19 protein-coding genes are annotated in these 19986 nt (G+C 42.3%); 3 read left to right on the plus strand and 16 right to left on the minus strand.

The genetic code is table 11. The features are described 5' to 3' along the window. Positions 1 to 14: 14 nt before the first annotated feature. The 5 genes from CZ434_RS03535 to CZ434_RS03555 all read right to left on the minus strand — a co-directional run bounded on the left by CZ434_RS03535 (position 15) and on the right by CZ434_RS03555 (position 4897). Positions 15 to 1262 (minus strand): MFS transporter, encoded by a 1248-nt coding sequence (locus CZ434_RS03535; RefSeq protein ID WP_245831049.1) that lies wholly within the window; start codon positions 1260 to 1262, stop codon positions 15 to 17. A 558-nt stretch (positions 1263 to 1820) separates the two neighbouring features. After that, a complete protein-coding gene (locus tag CZ434_RS03540; RefSeq protein ID WP_077621830.1) occupies positions 1821 to 2747 on the minus strand; it encodes an LLM class flavin-dependent oxidoreductase in 927 nt (308 codons plus the stop codon). Between the two features lie 109 nt (positions 2748 to 2856). Beyond that, on the minus strand, positions 2857 to 3924 hold the full coding sequence (locus CZ434_RS03545) for a branched-chain amino acid aminotransferase (protein ID WP_077621831.1): 1068 nt from the start codon (positions 3922 to 3924) through the stop codon (positions 2857 to 2859). A 188-nt stretch (positions 3925 to 4112) separates the two neighbouring features. Then, entirely contained in the window at positions 4113 to 4400 is a 288-nt protein-coding gene (locus CZ434_RS03550; RefSeq protein ID WP_077621832.1) for a TIGR04104 family putative zinc finger protein, read from the minus strand. A gap of 308 nt (positions 4401 to 4708) precedes the next feature. After that, on the minus strand, positions 4709 to 4897 hold the full coding sequence (locus CZ434_RS03555; protein WP_077621833.1) for a hypothetical protein: 189 nt from the start codon (positions 4895 to 4897) through the stop codon (positions 4709 to 4711). Positions 4898 to 5030: 133 nt separating this feature from the next. Here CZ434_RS03555 and CZ434_RS03560 point away from each other — a divergent pair, with 133 nt between their 5' ends. Then, the gene (locus CZ434_RS03560) at positions 5031 to 6062 is read left to right on the plus strand and encodes an oxidoreductase (protein WP_077621834.1); all 1032 of its coding nucleotides are present in this window, start codon (positions 5031 to 5033) and stop codon (positions 6060 to 6062) included. A gap of 44 nt (positions 6063 to 6106) precedes the next feature. Here the strand turns inward: CZ434_RS03560 and gltD are convergent, their stop codons facing one another. Together gltD and gltB are read right to left on the minus strand one after the other, a co-directional pair. Further along, a complete protein-coding gene (gltD, locus tag CZ434_RS03565) occupies positions 6107 to 7603 on the minus strand; it encodes a glutamate synthase small subunit (RefSeq protein WP_077621835.1) in 1497 nt (498 codons plus the stop codon). A gap of 16 nt (positions 7604 to 7619) precedes the next feature. After that, positions 7620 to 12182, minus strand: a complete 4563-nt coding sequence (gltB, locus tag CZ434_RS03570) for a glutamate synthase large subunit (RefSeq protein ID WP_077621836.1) — start codon at positions 12180 to 12182, stop codon at positions 7620 to 7622. A 130-nt stretch (positions 12183 to 12312) separates the two neighbouring features. Here gltB and gltC point away from each other — a divergent pair, with 130 nt between their 5' ends. Further along, the gene (gltC, locus tag CZ434_RS03575) at positions 12313 to 13215 is read left to right on the plus strand and encodes a glutamate biosynthesis transcriptional regulator GltC (protein ID WP_077621837.1); all 903 of its coding nucleotides are present in this window, start codon (positions 12313 to 12315) and stop codon (positions 13213 to 13215) included. 35 nt (positions 13216 to 13250) lie between these two features. Here the strand turns inward: gltC and sspL are convergent, their stop codons facing one another. From sspL to CZ434_RS03590, 3 genes are all read right to left on the minus strand, one after another. Next, positions 13251 to 13391, minus strand: a complete 141-nt coding sequence (gene sspL / locus CZ434_RS03580; RefSeq protein ID WP_077621838.1) for a small, acid-soluble spore protein L — start codon at positions 13389 to 13391, stop codon at positions 13251 to 13253. Between the two features lie 66 nt (positions 13392 to 13457). After that, positions 13458 to 13778: a CHY zinc finger protein gene (locus tag CZ434_RS03585; RefSeq protein ID WP_077621839.1), complete on the minus strand. Its 321-nt coding sequence runs from the start codon at positions 13776 to 13778 to the stop codon at positions 13458 to 13460. Between the two features lie 32 nt (positions 13779 to 13810). Beyond that, positions 13811 to 14701: a 5'-3' exonuclease gene (locus tag CZ434_RS03590; protein WP_077621840.1), complete on the minus strand. Its 891-nt coding sequence runs from the start codon at positions 14699 to 14701 to the stop codon at positions 13811 to 13813. A 161-nt stretch (positions 14702 to 14862) separates the two neighbouring features. Here CZ434_RS03590 and msrA point away from each other — a divergent pair, with 161 nt between their 5' ends. Further along, entirely contained in the window at positions 14863 to 15390 is a 528-nt protein-coding gene (gene msrA / locus CZ434_RS03595) for a peptide-methionine (S)-S-oxide reductase MsrA (RefSeq protein WP_077621841.1), read from the plus strand. A gap of 80 nt (positions 15391 to 15470) precedes the next feature. Here the strand turns inward: msrA and CZ434_RS03600 are convergent, their stop codons facing one another. The 6 genes from CZ434_RS03600 to hisB all read right to left on the minus strand — a co-directional run bounded on the left by CZ434_RS03600 (position 15471) and on the right by hisB (position 19979). Continuing rightward, positions 15471 to 16472 carry an LLM class flavin-dependent oxidoreductase gene (locus CZ434_RS03600; protein ID WP_281252296.1) on the minus strand — a complete coding sequence of 334 codons (1002 nt, stop codon included), beginning with the start codon at positions 16470 to 16472 and terminating at the stop codon, positions 15471 to 15473. 207 nt (positions 16473 to 16679) lie between these two features. Beyond that, positions 16680 to 17351 carry a bifunctional phosphoribosyl-AMP cyclohydrolase/phosphoribosyl-ATP diphosphatase HisIE gene (gene hisIE / locus CZ434_RS03605; RefSeq protein ID WP_077621843.1) on the minus strand — a complete coding sequence of 224 codons (672 nt, stop codon included), beginning with the start codon at positions 17349 to 17351 and terminating at the stop codon, positions 16680 to 16682. Beyond that, positions 17332 to 18099 (minus strand): imidazole glycerol phosphate synthase subunit HisF, encoded by a 768-nt coding sequence (gene hisF, locus CZ434_RS03610; protein WP_077621844.1) that lies wholly within the window; start codon positions 18097 to 18099, stop codon positions 17332 to 17334. Before hisF ends, hisIE begins: the two co-directional genes overlap by 20 nt. After that, a complete protein-coding gene (hisA, locus tag CZ434_RS03615) occupies positions 18089 to 18799 on the minus strand; it encodes a 1-(5-phosphoribosyl)-5-[(5-phosphoribosylamino)methylideneamino]imidazole-4-carboxamide isomerase (RefSeq protein WP_077621845.1) in 711 nt (236 codons plus the stop codon). Before hisA ends, hisF begins: the two co-directional genes overlap by 11 nt. Then, complete coding sequence (gene hisH, locus CZ434_RS03620) at positions 18796 to 19395, minus strand: imidazole glycerol phosphate synthase subunit HisH (protein WP_077621846.1); 600 nt, start codon at positions 19393 to 19395, stop codon at positions 18796 to 18798. Before hisH ends, hisA begins: the two co-directional genes overlap by 4 nt. Then, positions 19392 to 19979 carry an imidazoleglycerol-phosphate dehydratase HisB gene (gene hisB, locus CZ434_RS03625; RefSeq protein ID WP_077621847.1) on the minus strand — a complete coding sequence of 196 codons (588 nt, stop codon included), beginning with the start codon at positions 19977 to 19979 and terminating at the stop codon, positions 19392 to 19394. The genes hisH and hisB overlap by 4 nt, the downstream gene beginning before the upstream one ends. Positions 19980 to 19986: the final 7 nt, after the last annotated feature.

A 19986-nucleotide genomic window follows, 5' to 3' on the forward strand; every position in this document is an offset into this window, starting at 1 on the left:
TTCATCACCTCTGTTTATTCGGTTGTAAGTTGTAGCTTTTTGAATAAAGTATGCGTGGTATCATCTTGTTCGTCGTCTTTTTTCTTTTTGACATGGATCAGCAATAAACATAACAAACCAACTAAAAGGGTCAAAGCTGCAGTGCTTAAAAACATTCCGGTTCTGGACCAGTTCATCAACCAACCGTAAACCGGCGGACCAGCGGCCACTCCGAGGAAGCGGACCGAACCATACAGGGACGTGACAAAACCTCTTCTCGCTTTTCCGACAGAACCAGTTATAAAGCTATTTAAACATGGAAGCACAAGACCTGTTCCGATACTGCTAACTACTAATACGGAAATGAAAGGTACAAGTCTTGTAAAAAATACCAGTGAAGCAAAAGAGGCTGTCATCATGATCAAACCAAATACAATCAGCATTTTCATCATATGGTGGTTCTTCCCTATTTTACTGCCGGTTGTAAAGGAAGTGGTCATCATAAATAATAGCGGAATCGCCAAAACGCAACCTTTCAGCACCCCGTTGATATTGTACTCTGTCTCAAGCACATCGGATAAGTAAAATAGAATGCCAAATAGCGTAAACAGCCCTGTAGCTCCAGCTAAATAGGCTGTAAACAGCCAGCGGCCTTCATGTTTAAATACCGTAAACAAACCTTTCAGATAATTGCCCAATGACGGAGGTTGTTGCTTCTTCTTTTTTTCCTTCACTAAGAATATAGTCAATAAAATCGATATGACACAAAAGATAGGAAAGCCGAAAAAAGGTCCATACCAAACAATCAGAGCAAGCAGTGAACCGACTATGGGGGACAGCACTTTACCGAACCCATTTGAAGCTTCCACAAGTCCCAGCACTTTGCTTTGCTCGGCTCCCTTGAATAAGTCGCCTGTTAAAGCCATTGCGATAGGTGCGGTTCCTGCAGCACCAATACCTTGTAAAGCCCTCCCGACAATTACCCATAAGTAGGCATTATCCAACCAGGCACTCGCAACACCTGCAAGCAAACCTCCAAGTCCATAAATGGTCAGCGCCGGCACAATGATTGCCTTCCTTGAAAAACGATCTGATAAATAACCAAGAACGGGTATAGCTATTGCTGCGGCAATCGAGAAAATAGTTATGGTAAGGCTGACTCTGAACGCACTTACTCCCAGCTCCTTTTCCATTTGCGGAAGGATAGGGATCAACATCGAATTACCCAGCGTCATTATGAGGGGTATTGAACTGATAGCTAGGATGGCTAATCCTTTATGCATTTTTTTTGCCACTTGCCATTACACTCCTTCAAGGGAGTAAACCCTTAATTTAAGCCTGAGGCTACTTCTTATAATGGTAAGTAATTATATTTTTATAATGGCAAAATTTTACCAATAGCTCCGTTCTGTTACATTAAAAGTGATAATCAAGTGGAATTACTACATAGTGAAAATTACTTTAGAGAGAGCCTTCTCGCCGGAAAAGCACCGGTTGTGGGGTCTTCCGACTGTTCCTTTCCCATAGGAGTTTGAAATGACCTACTTGAATTTACACCGCACGAAGAAAATCGACCTTTATTTTCAAGGAGTCACGCATTTTTCCGCAGCTTTGAATGGCATTCTGTTTTAATAAGAGGAAATACCAGTTGAGTCTTTTATCCAAAATGAAGAGCATCCCTAACAGCTAGGTCAGAACACGCAGACTCTATGGGAACCATACGCTCATGGAAAGCGACTTCTATCTAATCAGTATCGAAGGTAGTAACACTTTCAGTTATATCACGGCATATATTATGAAAATTTTTAACATATGTATGTGCAAATTAAAACATGCTCTTGTCATTGAAGAGCATGTTTTGCGATCAGCCGGTATGACTCTAGTCTGGATTCATATGTCGGTGTTATGGTCAGAATCATTATTTCATCCGCACCTGAGGTTTCTGACAAGTTTTTTAGTTGCCCAGTGACGGACTCAGGAGAACCTTTGATCATGTTTGGTGGTGATGGGGAATCTGAACTATCTTCCTTGTTTCTCCATTTATAAGACTGGGCAGCTAATGTTTCTGCCTTTTCGTCCGTTTCCGCACAGATTACCTCCACCGTCACTATGGTCTCTGGAGAATCTTCTTCCCTTTTTTTATGAAAATGGGATTTGTAAAGCGATAATGCTTTGTCAGAACCTAGTTCACTCATGAACTGTCCAAAAACATAACGCATACCATTTTCAGCAGCCAACACAGCACTTTTCTCACTCGTTCCCAGCAGCCAAGGCACTGGTGAAGTTGGAGGAAGCGGGGAAGCTTTAACTTTTTTGAAAAAATCATCTTCAGGAAAGTCCTGGTAGATGAAATGCAACAGCTTTCCGACATCATCAGGAAACTGTCTTACTTGTTCGAGAAAATTTCCGGATAGCGCAATCGAGGATTCCGGTGACCCTCCAGGGGCTCTTCCAATACCTAGATCAATTCTTCCAGGGAACAATGTAGACAACATATGATATAGTTCCGCCACCTTATAAGGTTTATAATGCGGCAGCAATGTAGCACCTGAACCGAGTCTGATCCTATTGGTCTGGCTTCCAATATAGCTCAGCATCACTTCAGGTGCGGAGCAAGCTAAGTGGTCCATGTCATGATGTTCAGCAATCCAGTACCTTTCATAACCCAACTCGTCCCCGGCTTTCGCCAATTGCAATGAAGCACTCAAAGCTTGGTCAGATTTTTGGTCAATCAAAACCGGTGCTTGATCCAAAATACTTAGTTTCACAGCAACACTTCCATTCCTTTCATTTCTTGTAGTAAGTAAGTTCAATTTCCAAAGCGGGCTATGCAGAATTCAAGCAAAAAACGAGCATGTCAAAATGCTCGTTTTTTGCTTATTCTACCTCCACTGTCCAATTAAAAGGATCATCAGTTTTGCCGGTCTGTATATTTGTTAGTGTATCATATAGTTTTTTTGATATTTGCCCTGTTTCTCCGTTGTTGATAACCAGTTTTGCTTCTCCCCATGATAGTTCACCAATAGGGGAAATTACCGCCGCAGTACCGGAGCCGAATGCTTCTTCAAGCTGACCGTCTTTATACGCCTGGAATATTTCCTCCATCGAAATTCTTCGTTCAGTTACCGGATAATCCCAATATTTCAATAAATGAATGACCGAGTTCCGCGTCACACCTTCCAAAATACTCCCATTCAATTCAGGTGTTACTATTTCCCCATTTATTTTGAAAAATACATTCATACTACCTACTTCTTCAATGTATTTCTTTTTGACACCATCCAGCCATAATACCTGTGCATAGCCTTGGCCGGACACCAGTTCTTGCGCTTTTAAACTGGATGCATAATTGCCTGCTGTCTTCGCTTCACCCGTACCTCCTGCAACAGCCCTGACATACTCGTTTTCGACTGCTATTTTCACCGGATTGATACCTTCCTTATAATAAGCGCCGACCGGAGACAGAATAACGATAAATTGATATCTCTTAGAAGGGGCAACCCCGAGATATGGTTCTATAGAGATAACAAATGGTCTTATGTATAGAGAAGTCCCCTCGGCATTTGGAACCCATTCCTTATCGATGGAAATCAACTTTTTTACAGCGGTTAGTGCTAATTCCTCGTCAATAGCCGGTATGCACAGACGATCATTTGACCTGTTCAATCTTTGCATATTCTTCTCTGGACGGAACATCCTCACCTTTCCATCCGGTGTTTCATATGCTTTCAGTCCCTCAAAAACCGTTTGGCCGTAATGGAACACGATGGCAGCCGGGTCCAGTACCAATGGCTGATAAGGGACGATGCGCGGATCATGCCAACCCTTTCCCATAGTATAATCCATGATAAACATGTGATCTGTGAACACCCTGCCGAATTCCAATTGGTCTCCTTGTGGTTTTGGTTTTAGTGATTGACTTTGTTCTACCCTAATTTCTTCCATGACAATAGCTCCTTGATCTTTTATTCACCTTAAACATCCTCTACTAATTATGCCAAAGTGTTATTCAAAATAGTCTGTAAAATCTATTTTATTACTAAATCATTCAATAAAACAACCAAAAAACCCAAAATATTTTATTATGGAATTGATTTTAACAAGTGAACAAGACGTGGAGGGATAAGGAAGTTTTACCAAAAAGGTTCCTCTTCGTTGGATAACTTCAAAATAAATGGATATACAACAAGTATCAGGAAAGCAATAACAATGGGCAGAATCAAAGCATTGCCTATTGAGAAATCCAACCAAGCATTGAATGGTAGCAGCACCAATGGAATAAGTGCAAATAAACCACTTCTTCGTCTTGATGATGCAGATTCATATTGTCTTCTGCCACAATATGGACAGTTCAATTTAAGGATTGTTTTTATTGTTTGCTTCCAAGTCCACTTCTCTCCGCAATTTTGACAAGTTGGCATCTTAACTTACACCTCCTGTAACGAGAGCTGGCTTCATAGCTTTTAAAATTCATAAACTGTATATTTTATGTACCACAAATAATCAAAATATTAACAGAAATTGTAAGAGGACATTTTCAAAAATACTTTCTGCAGCAAAAGAAAAAACCTTCCCATGAAGTAAGGCAAGGCAATGGCCAATAACCGATCTTTTTTTCACTGTCCCAGCAAATCACTTAGCATGTAATTCGGCTTTTGTACTCGTTTTCTGTGTTTGTGGATGATCCTCAATACGGAAGCTTTTTAAATGTTAAGATGTTCCCATTGTGTTATTGTTTAATAAAAAAATGATCAGAAGTGAACAGGTTTTTGCTATTGATTAACGCTCCTTGAAATGAGACTTGCTGATCTTTCGTCTTATCATCTTCTATCTTTACGGATATTTGCCAGATTAACACCACAGTCACTATGGTTAACGCAGTCAGACCAACCAGTATAATAAATTTGTTATAGCTCACCATTCCACCCCCTGTTTTGGATATATTCTTCTATCATTGGTGTTATTCTAAGAGTTTTATATTCCTGAGGTCCTGGATTAAGTTATGTTACAATGAAGTCATTCGTTAATAATTTCCAGGAGGGGATTTTAGGATGTTGAATATTGGTTTAATCGGGTTCGGGAAAAGTACAACAAGGTATCATCTTCCTTATCTTTTATTAAGAAAAGAAACCGTGAATGTAAAAAAGATTTACAGCCGTTCCAAAAAGCCTGAATTGGAGTCAGCCTATGAAAGTCATCGGATAGAATTCACGCAGCAACTTGATGACATTTTAACTGATGAAACAATTAATCTAGTTTCTATCTGCACGCCTCCTTCGACGCATTTCTCACTGGCGAAACTTTGTCTGGAAAACAATAAACATGTTGTCGTGGAAAAACCGTTTGCGAATACGACTGAAGAAGCCAGACAACTGTTTGAGTTAGCAAATGAAAAAGGATTAACGATCATGCCCTTTCAAAATAGGAGATTTGACAGTGATTTCTTATCTTTGAAAAAAGTATTGGAACGTGGATACATAGGAGAACCTATCGAATTAGAATCTCATTTCGATTATTACAGGCCGGACAAATCCCATTCACCAGGTGATTTTTATGAGGGTGCGTTTTACGGTCTGGGAGTTCATTTATTGGACCAAGTGATATCTTTGTTCGGAAAACCGGAGAAATTATATTATGACCTGCGCTCTCTCCGGAATAAAAACAATCCAGAAGATTATTATCATGTTGAGTTGTTTTATGGGAATTTCAAAGCAATACTGAAAACAAGCCACCTTGTTAGCAAACCTTATCCCAAATTCATCCTGCATGGAACAGGTGGCAGTTATGTAAAACATGGTATCGATAAACAGGAAGAACACCTAAAAGCAGGACTGTCACCTTCTGTTGAAGGGTTTGGTGTGGACCCGATAGAGAATTATGGAGTGGTTTATACAGCTGACCAGAAGGATGGCGGCCTTCCGATTGAAACACCTAATGGAGATTACGGAAGAGTTTATGATCACCTCTATGAAGTGATTGTCGAGGGGGAAGAAAAACAAATTACCGATGAACAAGTGCTTACCGTCATTGAAATCCTTGAAAAAGGGATTCAAGGTGAAAATCCTAAAGTCATTTCATTATAAAAGAAAGAGGCCAATATCCAAGTGGATTTTGGCCTCCTTTTCGTTTACATAGCTTCAACTGTTGGCAGACTAGATTTGCCCATAAGAAATTGATCTACTTTGTATGCTACTTCTCTTCCTTCATTTATTGCCCACACGATTAGACTTTGTCCTCTCCTGGCATCACCAGCAGCAAAAACACCTTCTATATTAGTGGAGAAGTCTCCGTAAGCAGCTTTTACTCTGCGCTTGTCTGTGTCTACCCCGAAAGTCTCCAATAAAGGCTGTTCAGGACCTTCGAATCCGATGGCAATTAATACAAGTTGGGCAGGCCATACTTTTTCAGTACCTGGCACTTCTTCATATACAAACATACCGTTTTCATCAGTCACTTTGCGCATCTGCACAGTATGAAGTTCCTTCAACTTGCCATTTTCATCAGCGACAAATCTCTTGGTTTGTATGGAATATTGCCGTGGATCTTCTCCAAACTTGGCTTTCGCTTCCTTATGAGCATATTCGACACTGAATACTTTCGGAAATTCCGGCCATGCATTGTCACCAGTCCGTGCCAAAGGAAGTTGAGGATGCTTGCCAAATTGCACGATACTCTTGCAATCTTGTCGAAGAGCAGTAGCAATACAGTCAGCGCCTGTATCCCCGCCGCCGATTACGATGACATCTTTACCCTTGGCATCTATATAATTGCCATCTTGAAAGCCAGAATCCAACAAGCTTTTGGTTGAGACTGTCAGGTAATCCATCGCAAAATGGACGCCCTCTGATTTACGGCCCTCAATCGGAAGATCGCGTTGTTTTTGGGCACCGGTACAAATGATGACGGAATCGTACTGTTCTTTCAGTTCAGATGGGGTAATATCTTTACCGATTTCGGTACTAGTCACAAAATCGATTCCCTCTTGCTCAAGCAACCGGACTCTCCGTTCTACGACTTCTTTGTCCAGTTTCATATTGGGTATGCCGTATGTCAACAATCCTCCCGCCCGATCGGATTTTTCGAACACAGTCACGGTATGACCTGCCTGATTCAATTGATCGGCTGCCGCCATTCCTGCAGGACCCGAACCGATGATGGCTACCTTTTTCCCGGTCCTTCTTTCTGGAATTCTAGGAGTGATCCACCCATTTTCAAATCCCTTATCGATGATGGACTGCTCGATATTTTTGATGGTTACGGCTGGATCAGAAATCGCCACTGTACAAGAACCTTCACACGGAGCCGGGCAAACCCGGCCGGTGAATTCAGGGAAGTTATTGGTCTTCATCAAACGATCAAGCGCTTCTTTCCATTTTCCGCGGTAAACCAAATCGTTCCATTCCGGAATTAAGTTATAGACCGGACAACCCGAAGTAGATCCGTTAATTTCCGTACCGATGTGACAGAATGGGGTACCGCAATCCATACACCTGGCTCCCTGCCTGCTCAGTACTTCATCAGAGAAAGGAGCGGCATATTCTTTCCAGTCGTTTAAGCGTTGTTTTGGGTCACGCTCCGTTGCTTCTTCCCGCTTAATTTCTATAAAACCTGTTGCTTTTCCCATATTCCTCTCTCCTTTCTTAGTGAACTACGACCTTTTCCTGAGGCTTTTGAGCCGGGATGACCTTTTTCTCTTTTTTAGCGTTGAAAGCGTTCATTTGCGCTTCTTCATCAGATAATCCGGCTTTCTTGAACTCATCGATTTGCATGAGCATTAGTTTGAAATCCTTAGGAATTACTTTCACGAACTTATTGACTGAATCAGTCCAATTGTTCAATACTTCCAATGCTTTGCTGCTTGAAGTATAGTCATAATGATTTTGTATCATCGACTTCAACTCATTGATTTCTTCATGATCTTGTAAATCTTCGAATTCAATCATTTCAGTATTGGCAAGGTATTTGAAAGCTTCTTTGTCTTCCGCATAAACATATGCGATTCCACCTGACATACCTGCACCGAAGTTTTTACCTGCATCGCCGAGTATCGCCACGCGGCCGCCGGTCATGTATTCACATCCATGGTCGCCGATTCCTTCCACGACAACTTTGGCCCCGCTGTTACGGACGGCGAACCTTTCTCCGGCACAACCGTTAATATATGCTTCCCCACCTGTAGCTCCATAAAATGCCACGTTGCCGGCTATTACATTCTTACTTGGGAATATAGTGGATTCACGAGGCGAAGAGACGATAATTTTACCTCCGGATAATCCTTTTCCGACATAATCGTTCGCATCTCCGGTCAATTCCAATGTCATTCCTTTTGGTACAAACGCTCCAAAACTCTGCCCTGCAGAACCTTGGAATCTAAGCGTTATTGTATCTTCAGGCAAGCCTTCTTCACCATATAATTTGGATACTTCACTTCCCACAATCGTTCCTGTAACACGGTTAATGTTCCTGATTGGGAAAGATACATCGACTTTCTGTTTATTTTGCAACGCTGGCTGTACAGCAGGAAGAATCTTTGTGATATCCAGCGATCGATCAATTTTATGATCCTGTGGTGTCTGAGCCGTACGAACGCCCTCCAAGGTGTGGATCAGTCTTGACAAATCTAAGTCCTTTGCCTTCCAATGAGCTTTGGACCGCTCGCTAACTTCTAATACTTCTGTTCGGCCAACCATTTCATCAACTGTTCTGAATCCAAGTTCAGCCATGATTTCTCTAACTTCTTCTGCAATAAACCGCATATAATTAACAATATGGTCAGGATCACCCATGAATTTCTTGCGGAGTTCTGGATTCTGCGTGGCGACTCCCACTGGGCAAGTGTCCAAATGGCAAGCACGCATCATTACGCAACCAAGGACAACAAGCGGAGCGGTCGCAAACCCATACTCTTCTGCGCCTAACAAAGCCGCCATCACGACATCTTTTCCGGTCATCAACTTCCCGTCCGTTTCGAGGACTACTCTGTCCCTAAGACCATTCAACATCAAGGTCTGATGGGCTTCAGCCAATCCAAGTTCCCAAGGCAGTCCCGTATGCTTGATACTCGTTTTAGGGGAAGCACCGGTACCTCCATCGTAACCGACCACAGAAATAACATCCGCAGCTCCTTTTGCAACACCGGCAGCAATGGTACCAACACCTGCTTTCGCCACCAATTTCACGCTAATCCTTGCATCGCGGTTTGCATTCTTCAGGTCATGAATCAATTGGGCTAAGTCTTCAATGGAATAAATATCATGGTGAGGCGGCGGTGAAATTAATCCTACACCAGGCGTAGAACCCCGGACATCGGCAACCCAAGGATAAACTTTGTTTCCAGGCAGTTGACCACCTTCACCAGGCTTGGCACCTTGTGCCATTTTGATCTGTAGTTCTTCTGCATTTACCAAATAGTGGCTTTTAACGCCAAATCGACCTGATGCAATTTGTTTAATTGCACTTCTACGAGTATCTCCATTCTCGTCAACTTCGAAGCGTTCTGGATTTTCCCCGCCTTCTCCACTGTTGCTTTTTCCGCCTAAACGATTCATTGCTATCGCCAACGCTTCATGTGCTTCCTTACTTAGCGATCCGAACGACATTGCACCTGTTTTAAATCTACGGACAATAGATTCAACAGATTCGACCTCTTCTATTGGTACAGTATTCCGGCTGTTATTGAAGGAGAAAAGGTTCCGCAAGAATCCAAGTCTCTCTTCGTTTGCAGCATTGCTGTATTCCTTGAAAAGGTTATAATCATTTCTGCGGCAAGCCCACTGAAGTGTGTGGATTGTCTTTGGATTGAAAGCATGGTGCTCACCGGTTTTCCGCCATTGAAAATCACTTCCGGACTCTAGCGATTGATCGACGGACTCATCGTATGCTGTATCATGTCTGAGCTTCGCTTCTTTAGCAATCGTTTCAATGCCAATACCATCTATTTGTGACGCAGTTCCGGTGAAATATTTATCGATTACTTCCTGGCCGATACCAACAGCTTCAAATATTTGGGCTCCACGGTAACTTTGGATGGTAGAGATACCCATTTTCGACATTACCTTGACTACACCTTCTGTGACGCCGGAAATATACTTATCTACCGTTTCTTGATATGTTGTATTCAAGTTGCCTTCTTCAATTACTTGTTTATAAGTTTCCAATGCGAGGTATGGGTTAATGGCATCCGCTCCATATCCAAGCAATGCAGCAAAATGATGCACTTCTCTTGTTTCGCCTGTCTCGATGATAATGCTGACTTTGGTTCTGTTACCTTGTTTGACCAAATGTTGATGAAGACCGCTTACGGCTAATAGCGCAGGAATTGCAGTCCTGTTTTCATCCATGTCTTTATCTGACAGAACAAGAAGATTGACTCCATCGGAAATGGCTTGTTCGGCTTCTGAGAATACCTGGTCCAAACCAGCCTCCAAGTTGTCCGTAAACAGTGATTCAATTTTTTTGCTTGTAAATCCTAGAAACTTATTATCGAGAATTTCATCTAACTGCTTGTTTGAAATCACAGGAGATTCCAATTGGATTCTCTTGCAATCTTCTTCTCCCGGATGAAGAATGTTTCCTTCAGCACCAAGCCATGTCATAGTAGATGTGACAATTTGCTCGCGGTAAGCATCTATCGGCGGGTTGGTTACCTGGGCAAACAGTTGCTTGAAATAGTTAAACAACGATTGGGGCCTGTCGGATAAAACAGCCAAAGGAACATCGCTACCCATGGAACCGATCGGATCTTTTCCTTCGGTTATGACCGGCACCATATATTTGTTTATATCTTCATAAGTGTAACCAAACGCCTTCTGCCTTGTGTACAAATCAGGCATTGGCTTAGTAGTTTCCGGATCCAATTCATCAGGAAACTTCATAACCTGCTTATCAAGCCATTCCTGGTATGGTTCAGCATTGGCCATTTCCTCTTTTATTTCTTCATCTGAAATAATCCTGCCTTCTTCCAAATCAAGAAGTAACATTTTTCCCGGACTAAGACGATCTTTATATAAAACATTCTCTTCTTCAACGTCGATGACGCCGACTTCAGAAGAATATATAATATAATCATCTTTCGTCACATAGTATCTGGCTGGACGAAGGCCGTTACGGTCAAGGATTGCCCCGATTTGCTTTCCATCAGTGAACGTTATGGAAGTCGGACCGTCCCACTGTTCCATCAACGTACTGTGATACTCATAAAAGGCCCGCTTTTCTTTGGAAATGTGCGGATTGTTCTTCCACGGCTCCGGAATGAGCATCATCGCTGCATGAGCAGGTTTTCTTCCTGCAAGGGTGAAAAACTCCAACGCATTATCCAATACGGAAGAGTCACTTCCATTATCATCCAAAATAGGAAGCACTTTGTTCAGATCTTCTCCGAAAGCTTCGGATACGAACTGTTTTTCACGTGCTCTCATCCAGTTGATGTTCCCTCTCATGGTGTTGATTTCTCCGTTATGGATTAAATACCTGTTCGGATGTGCCCTTTCCCAAGTAGGAAAGGTGTTGGTGCTGAATCTGGAATGCACTAAAGAAAAAGCGGACACAAATGTCTCCTCCTGCAAATCCAGATAAAACTCATCCACTTGTTTAGGAGTGAGCAGACCTTTATAAACAATGGTCCTGCTTGAGAGGCTGGCAAAGTAAAAACGAAGCGAACGGCTTTTCGCCCAGTTTTCTGCCTGTTTTCTTATAATATAAAGTTTTCTCTCAAAAGCCAGATTGTCTGTTATATCTTCACCAGCCCCGATAAATACCTGACGGACAACAGGGCACGTTTCTTGTGCCTTAATTCCGATTTTTCTGACATCTACTGGTACATCTCTCCAGCCCAACAGGGTCTGCCCCTCTTGTGCTATATAATTGTTAAGTTGTTCTTCAATTTGTTTTCTCTCTTCGTCGTCATTTGAAAAAAAGACCATCCCTACTCCATAGCGTCCTGTTTCAGGCAGTTCCATATCTTTGCATACCGAACGAAAGTAGTTATCTGGTATTTGTACCATCAAACCAGCCCCATCTCCAGTAAGAGGATCACTTCCCTGTCCTCCACGATGGTCAAGCTGGCATAACATGTCTAAACCTTTTTTTACAATATCATGTGTAGCTAACCCTTTAATGTGGGCATATAAACCAATACCACATGCATCATGTTCAAATTCAGGACGGTATAGACCTTGTGCCTTAGGCATCTGATTATAACTCATTATATACGCCCCCGTTTACTCTATTCCAATTAAGGTGTCTTATAACTATTGTAGGTTTCTTTATTAATCCAAACAATATATAATATAGATTAAAACCATCTCATATTGAGATTGATAAGGAGGAACCGGGATGGAACTCAGACAATTAAGATATTTTATGGAGGTTGCAGAAAGGGAACATGTTTCCGAAGCGGCCGCCAATCTTCATGTTGCACAATCTGCAATCAGCCGGCAAATCGCCAATCTCGAAGGGGAATTGGGTGTTGAGTTGTTTGAACGGGAAGGAAGGAACGTCAAACTTACCCAAATAGGAAAAGTCTTTTTAAAACATACCAGGACAGCAATGAAAGCCATCGATCATGCGAAAAAACAAATAGATGAGTATCTGGATCCAGAGCGGGGAACAATTAAAATTGGTTTTCCGACTAGTCTTGCCAGTCATTTGCTTCCCACAGTCATTTCGGAATTCAAGAAGAAATACCCCAATATCGCCTTTCAATTAAGACAAGGATCTTACAACTTCTTGGTAGAAGCAGTAAAAAACCGGGAATTGGATTTAGCTTTTTTAGGCCCGGTCTTATCGAACGACCCGGAAATCGATGGAAACATTTTATTTACAGAAAATATTTCTGCTTTGCTTCCAGAGACACATCAGCTGGCAGAGCGGGACAGCATCCATCTTCGCGACTTAAGAAATGAAGACTTTGTTCTGTTCCCGGATGGATTCATCCTGAGGAAAATCGCAATGGATGGATGCAGACAGGCAGGATTCACACCCAGGATTTCTTCCGAGGGGGAAGACCTTGATGCGATTAAGGGACTCGTTTCGGCAGGTATCGGAGTGACATTGTTGCCTGAGAGTGTGTTTTCCGAGTCAACACCGCGATTCACAAAAAAGCTAGTCATCAATACTCCGCATTTAAGAAGAACGGTAGGTATTATCAAGCCTTCCAATCGGAATCTTGCCCCTTCAGAAAGAGTATTTTATCAGTTTGTGAAAGACTTCTTTTCCATGCTTCAGCAGTTTCAGTAATAAGATAAAAAACAGCCCCGGATTGGGGCTGTTTTTTATCTTTTCGTGTTGCTTTTTTTCGCGCGCTGTTCTAATTGCGACCTCGGACTTTGGTCTGCTGTATCTTCCGTTAAACCTTGTGGGTTCACACCGTTTGCGGCCCGTCCTCTGTCACGTCTCTTTTCCTGTTTCGCCATCCAATACACCTCCATTTTCTCCATTTCTTATCATGTCATTAGGGAATAAGATTATCCCCAACACGTTTAAATATTGAAATAAAGATGGTGATGATTACGGCAGCCAGGATTGAATGCTGCATGACAGTTAGGGCAATTATCTGTATTTAAATAAGAAGAAATCGATAATTCTTTTTGACAACAACCGCATAGTATTGCTTTCTTGTTGAACTGATGCCTTTCCCAAAGCCTTACCGGATGTCCGGCATTGTCTTGATGGCACTTGTAGCAAGGATAGTATGCTCCACAGCAGGCAAATTTGATTGCAATGATATCCCTGTCGGAAAAGTAATGGACACATCGAGTTTGATGATCGACTACGGAACCCCTCACTTCCGGCGTTTTCATACAATCTCTCCTTTTATTTTGAAGAAAGACAATCAGGAAACTTGCTGTTCCACTTTAGAAATCAATTTAGAGAAACCTCTTAATTCCAATTCCTCGAATTTCTCTTTAACAACCTGACTGTCCATTTTCCATATAGCTGACTCGAGCTCACATTGTATTGGTACTTCGCAATGGATTTCAGCCAGCTGTCGTGATAGATGCAGCATTTCAAGATTTTCTTCTATCTTCCGTCTGATGCCATTAGACAGTTTATCAATATTTTTAAGGATTGCTTCAATGGATCCATGTTCTGTAAGGAGTTTGAGAGCTGTTTTTTCACCTATCCCTTTAACACCAGGATAGTTGTCAGAAGTATCCCCCATCAAACCTTTCAATTCAATCATCTGATAAGGTGTTATTCCTTTTTCTTCAAAGAAATTATCACCTTTATATACTGCATAGTTTCCTTGTCCTTTCTTCATGATGGCTACAGAAATATGAGTATCCACCAGTTGAAGGATATCCTGGTCTCCGGTCAATATGGTCACATTGTGGTCTATGCTGTAAGACCTGGCAAGCGTGCCGATACAATCGTCCGCTTCATATCCGGCGTATCCTACATTAGGGACACCGAAAGCTTCCATGACTTCCTTTATCAAATCGAATTGCGGGATGAGTTCCACGGGCGGTTCACCCCTGTTCCCTTTATAATCCGGATAAAGGTCGTTTCTGAAAGTTTTGCTGCCCATGTCCCAACAACAAATCACATGGCTTGGTGTGAAAGTTTCCATTGCATTAAGAAAGTATCTCAAAAATCCGAAGATGCCGTTTGTAGGCGTGCCTTTACTATTTACCATATAATTCCCGGAAAAAGAAGTGGCATAAAATCCTCTGAATAAGAGAGCCATGCCATCTACCAGTAAAATATTGTGTTTATTGTCCATTTGCTTACCTCACTATCTATTTTGCTTATTAAAATTACATAATTGATTTTATCATAAAACAACATTATTCTCTTCTCCATATTTAAACAATTAGATTGAAAGGTTGTTTTTTCTCTGGTATATTTACATTCTAAACAGAGAGACAGAGGGTGGAAACCACATTGAATAAAAAATTGGAATACGCTACATTTGCAGGTGGCTGCTTTTGGTGCATGGTAAAACCGTTTGATCAATTTGACGGCATAGAAAAAGTAGTTTCCGGTTATACGGGCGGTCACGTTGAAAACCCCTCCTATGAACAAGTGAAAACAGGGACGACAGGCCATTATGAAGCAGTACAAATCACATACGATCCGGCTGTTTTCTCATACCAGAAACTTTTGGACATTTTCTGGCCGCAAGTGGACCCTACTGACGATGGAGGGCAATTCCAGGACCGGGGAAGCCAGTACCGGGCGGCGGTATTTTATCATACAGAAGAGCAAAGACTCCTTGCGGAAGAATCCAAACAGGCTTTAATACGAAGCAATAGATTCTCAAAGCCGGTTGTAACGGAAATCCTCCCTGCGCAAATCTTTTATCCTGCTGAAGAATACCACCAGGACTTCTATAAAAAAAACAAGCAGGAGTATGAGCAAGATAGAGCTCAATCCGGCAGGGATGAATTTATCCAGGAAAATTGGCAATGAAAATGAAATCAAAAGCTATCCTCTGCATGGGGATAGCTTTTGATAATAAGTGTTGTTTACATAATATATTTATAATAACCTTACTTTAAATGAAATGCTTGAGCCAGTAACCGATACGAGTGAATTTTGGCTTCAAAATCGTAAATGTTTGTAATCACCATAAACTCTTCATTGTTATACCGTCTACTAAGCTCCAATAATTTTGATTTGACTGTGTCCGGGCTCCCGATAACAGCACGCTTTCTGTTTTTCTTTATTTTTTCCAATTCTTCATCATTATACTGTTTGCTTTTCGCCTCCTCTATGGACGGCACTTTTGTATCTCTTCCTTTTTCAACATTAAGCAACCATCTGTCCTGGCTTAACGCCAATTCTTCTGCTTCCCTGTCTGTATCAGCGCATATGACAAAGATGCAAACATTTGTCTTTGGTTTGGAAGAGTCGAGGGATGGCCGGAACCTTTCCCTGTAAGTAGATAAGGCTTCTTCTCCGTTGTCGGGATTGATAAAATGACCGTAAGTAAATCCTATTCCGAGATTGGCGGCATTTTTCGCCCCTCTTTCAGACAACCCCAATACCCACATTTCAGGCTGGCTTTTTACCTTCGGGCCGGCTTTGACCATGCGATACGGATGGTCTTCAGGAAACGAATGATGAAGAAATCCTTGAACTTCCGAAACTTGTCTGGGAAAAGAACTGAGGCTTTTCTTTAATCCATCTGTCAAAGCCAATCTTGTTGCCTGGGACCCGCCCGGAGACCTGCCCAAACCCAAATCAATCCTATTTGGATGGAAGCCTTCGAGCATCTTGAAATTTTCCGCTACTTTCAATGGGCTGTATTGGGGCAAAAGGACCCCTCCTGAACCTACTCTTATCTTGTTTGTTCTGGCTGCGATCTGGCCAATCAGAATTTCCGGAGAAGTACTCGCCAAACCACTGGTATTATGGTGCTCCGCAACCCAATACCTTTTATATCCCAGTTTTTCCGTTATCTGTGCTAATTTTATCGTGTTTTGCAATGTTTCTTCTGGTGAACTGCCTCTTGATATCGGCGCCTGATCGAGCACGCTCAGCTGCATAATCCAAACTCCTTTGTATATGTCGTCTATTAAGACATTATACTTAATGGGAAAGAATCACAAAAGATGAATGCTTCATCATTCCCTTCACTTAGAGCTTTCCCCTAAAATTATGAGAGAATCAAATAAAGCAAATAACTTTAACAGGAGGTTGCAGAACGCACAAATAGAACAGGCGCCGAAGTTACTTCCTTCAACACCTGTCCATGATTACCATTTTTCGATTACGGGACGGTCCCCTTTGCTGTTACCTTTTCTTGCCGTACGTTTGTTCAATTCGTTCATCACTTCCTTGAGGGCAACATCCTGATCCGCCATCAGCACAAAACTATGATAAATCAAATCGCTGATTTCATTGACGATTTCCTGTTTATCCTGATTTTTGGCCGCGATGACCACTTCACCCGCTTCCTCAATCACTTTCTTCCCGATTTTGTCGATACCTTTGTCAAAAAGGTAATTTGTATAGGAATTTTCCAGTCTGGTCGTTTTTCGGGCTTCCACCTCATCCATCAACGCTTCAAATATATTCAACTTGTCGTTGGATGAATACTCTGTTTCCCTTAATTCTCCATCCTCGGCTACATCATAGAAAAAGCAAGTTTCTTTTCCTGTATGGCAAGCAGGACCCGCTGGTGCCACCCGTATAAGCAATGTATCTCCGTCACAATCTGCTTTCATCGATTTCACTGTCTGAACATTACCGGATGTTGCTCCCTTATGCCACAACTCTTTCCGGGAACGAGAATAAAACCAAGTCTGCTTTGTCTCAATCGTTTTTTGATACGCTTCTTCATTCATATAGGCGACCATCAATACTTGTTCTGTCTGATCATTGACCACTACTGCAGGAACCAATCCTTTAGAAAAGTCCATCTTCACGTACATTCACCCCCTGGACTAAACAGCTTCGTTTGACTTCTTTTATTGAAAAGGTATCTTCATGAAAAATAGATGCTGCCAAAGCTGCCGATACATCTGTTTGCTCAAATACTTCAGAGAAATGCTCAGGTTTCCCGCAACCCCCAGAGGCAATTACAGGGATTTTGACCGATTCCACGACAGCTTTAGTCAATCCGATATCAAACCCATCTTTAACCCCATCAGTGTCGACACTGGTAAGCAATATTTCTCCTGCACCTTTCTGTTCGGCCATTTTCACCCACTCCAGTGCATCTATTCCCGTATCCTTACTTCCACCATGTGTCATGACATGCCAACCATCATCAAAACGCTTTGCATCGACCGCAACTACCACACATTGCGAACCAAAACGTGCAGCGGCATCTGTGATCAACTGAGGATTTACCACAGCAGCAGAATTCATTCCCACTTTATCAGCACCTGCTTGAAGCAGCCTTGTGACATCATCGATTGTCCGGACCCCGCCTCCTACAGTGAATGGAACAAAAACCGTTTCTGCAGTTTCTCTAACGATATCTATCATCGTCTGCCTTCCTTCATTCGTTGCGGAAATATCCAGAAAAATAATTTCATCTGCTCCATTCTTTGAATAGTCGGATGCCATTTTGACAGGATCCCCCAGTTCTCGAAGGGAAACGAAATTCGTTCCCTTGACTACTTTTCCTTCCTTTACATCAAGACAGGGGATGATTCTCTTAACGATCACCTTGAAATCCCCCCAGTGTCACTTTTCCATCGTAAATCGCCTTACCCACGATTGCTTCTTCTATACCGATTTCTTCCAACTGCTGTAAATTGTTGTTATCTTTGATTCCGCCTGAAGCCACGATTTTACAAGATACGGCCTGAGACAATTCTTTTAACGCTTCCAAGTTAGGACCGGACATCGTCCCATCTCTCGAGATATCGGTGAAGACGATTGTTTTCGCTCCTTTTTCTTCCATTTTCCTGGCAAAATCAATATAGTTAACTTCCGAGACCGTTTCCCAGCCTCTTGTAGCCACTTTGCCGTTCTTTGCATCGATACCGATGACGATGTTGTCGGCATATGAATTCAAAGCCTCTTGCAAAAATGTTTCATCCTCCAATGCGGCTGTTCCGAGCACGAGCCTGCTTGCTCCTGCATCAATCAATTTCTTGACGGTTACCATAGATCGGATACCGCCCCCTACTTGAATTGGAACACTGGACTGCTTGCAAAGACGTTCAATTAACTCATATTGTCTCGCTTCACCATGGCGGGCCCCATCTAAATCTACAATATGAATGATTTCCGCTCCATCCCCGATGAACTCTGCCAGTTGTGCTTCTGGTTCGCTTCCAACCTGGGTTGTTTTACTGAAATCTCCTTGATATAGTCGTACACATTTTCCATCGATTAAATCGATTGCCGGGATGATTCTCATTTCTGTTCCTCCTGTAAAAAGGTCTTTATAATTTCGACCCCTATTTCTCCACTCTTTTCCGGATGGAATTGAATACCGTACACATTGCCTTTCTTTACGATAGCGGGTATTTCTGCTCCATATTCGGATGTTGCAGCCAAATATTTCTCATCTGTCCTGGCTGCAAATGTATGTACAAAGTACACATGCTTGCCTTCAAACTCTTTAAAAGTATGTATATCTCCATTTATCTCCAGAGCATTCCAGCCAATATGCGGAAGAAGGTAGTCAGTCTCTATTTTTTCCACGGTTCCAGGAATGATATCAAGACCTTCCGTATCCCCGCCTTCGTAACCTTTGCTAAATAAAAGCTGCATACCAAGACAAATACCTAAAAACGGTTTCTGCTCAGACAGACCTTGGAGTGTTTGCTTCAACCCCCTTGACTCTATTTCTTCCATGGCAGCCTGAAAAGATCCTACACCTGGAAGTATGATGTGAGAAGCGGACTCAAGCTCTTCCTTGTTGTCTGTTATCAAAACTTCATATCCCAATCTTTTAAATGCTGTTGAAACGCTTGCCACATTCCCCATACCGTAATCCACTATCGCAATCATTCAATTAACCCCTTTGTTGAATTGACACCGGTAATATCCGGGTTGACAGCTATCGCCTCTGACAGCGACCTGCCCAAAGCTTTAAAAATGGCCTCTATTTTATGGTGGGTGTTATCTCCATAGTGGACCTTAATATGAAGCGTCAGTCCTGCCTGGAAAGCAAATGCCTGTAGAAATTCCTTTACAAGTTCTGTATCAAAGTTACCGAGTTTCTGATTGGAGAAAGTCGCGTCGAACACCAGGAATGGACGACCACTAATATCTACTGCCGCAAATCCAAGTGACTCATCCATTGGTACGTAGGCATGTCCATATCTGTTGATGCCTTTTTTATCGCCGAGAGATTCTTTCAATACTTGTCCCAGCACAATTCCGACATCCTCCACCGTATGATGGCTGTCTATATGGAGGTCTCCCTCCGCTTTAACCTGGAGGCCGATTCGTCCGTGGCGCGCCATCAGTTCCAGCATGTGATCAAAAAAGCCGACACCTGTATGAATAGACACTTGGTCCGGCTGATCCAGTTGACAGGTTACCTCTATTGCCGTCTCGTTCGTTTTTCTTTGTTTACTGGCTGACCTCATTCCATCC

Origin of the sequence: Sediminibacillus massiliensis (genome assembly GCF_900156915.1) — a bacterium.
In the GTDB taxonomy this organism is placed as follows: Bacteria; Bacillota; Bacilli; order Bacillales; family Amphibacillaceae; genus Sediminibacillus_A; species Sediminibacillus_A massiliensis.